This is a genomic window from Oleiphilus sp. HI0125, from assembly GCF_001635355.1.
The window spans coordinates 1-862 of record NZ_LWGF01000994.1 but is presented as its reverse complement, the minus strand read 5'-3'; the positions used below and the strand labels follow the sequence as shown (position 1 = coordinate 862).

At 47.1% G+C, this 862-nt stretch carries 1 protein-coding gene; it reads left to right on the top strand.

The window, feature by feature from the left end; translation table 11 throughout:
* Positions 1–766 (top strand): flagellin (locus tag A3762_RS17110; protein ID WP_255375060.1); only part of this gene is annotated, 766 nt, incomplete at its 5' end.
* Positions 767–862 lie beyond the last annotated feature (96 nt).

The following is an 862-nucleotide window of genomic DNA, read 5'->3' as shown; positions in this document are numbered from 1 at the left end:
TCGAGTTAGCGAGCAAACCGGCGTTGTGGCAAAGGTCAACGCTAACATATTAAATGGCGGAGGATTGGCCACTGGTACTGCGATTACGGGTACTTTCGATATTAATGACGTGAGCATTGATATTTCTGTGAGTGCTACGGCAACGACGACCGATATCCAGAACGCAACAATCACTGCGATCAACAACAAAGCTGGTCAGAGCGGCGTTCGCGCTGAAGCATTTGGTTCAACTTACCGACTCATCGCTGAAGATGGTCGAAACATGGTACTCGACAACTACACCGGTGCTGTTACAGCGAGTTTCGCTAACTTGGGTCTTCCAGCAACTGGTACGGAAACGCGCGGTACAATCTCACTTGAATCATCAGGTAAGATCACGCTTGAAACGCTCACCGGCAACATCGGCAACTCAGGATTCGAAGTTGGCGAATATGGTGGCGCAGAAGATGGCATTCTTGTTAAAGACATTGACGTCTCTACGGTTGCCGGCGCAATCGCAGCACTTGATGCTGTTGATAACGCATTAAATACCATCAACCTGCAGCGTGCGAACTTAGGTGCGATTCAAAACAGGTTTGAGTCCACGATTCAAAATCAACAAATTGCAGCCGAAAACCTGTCTGCTTCGAACTCTCGAATTAAAGACGCGGACTTCGCAGCAGAAACTGCAGAGCTATCGCGAACGCAGGTTCTTCAGCAGGCCGGCCTATCAATTCTGACTCAGGCCAATGCACAGCCTGAAAGTGTGTTGCAGCTTCTTCAGTAAGCTAAGCTCACATCTCTTGAAGCCGGCTACATGCCGGCTTTTTTGTTTTTATTCAATAACTTAGTAAATTATTTTTTGAATCAAAATCATATTTGG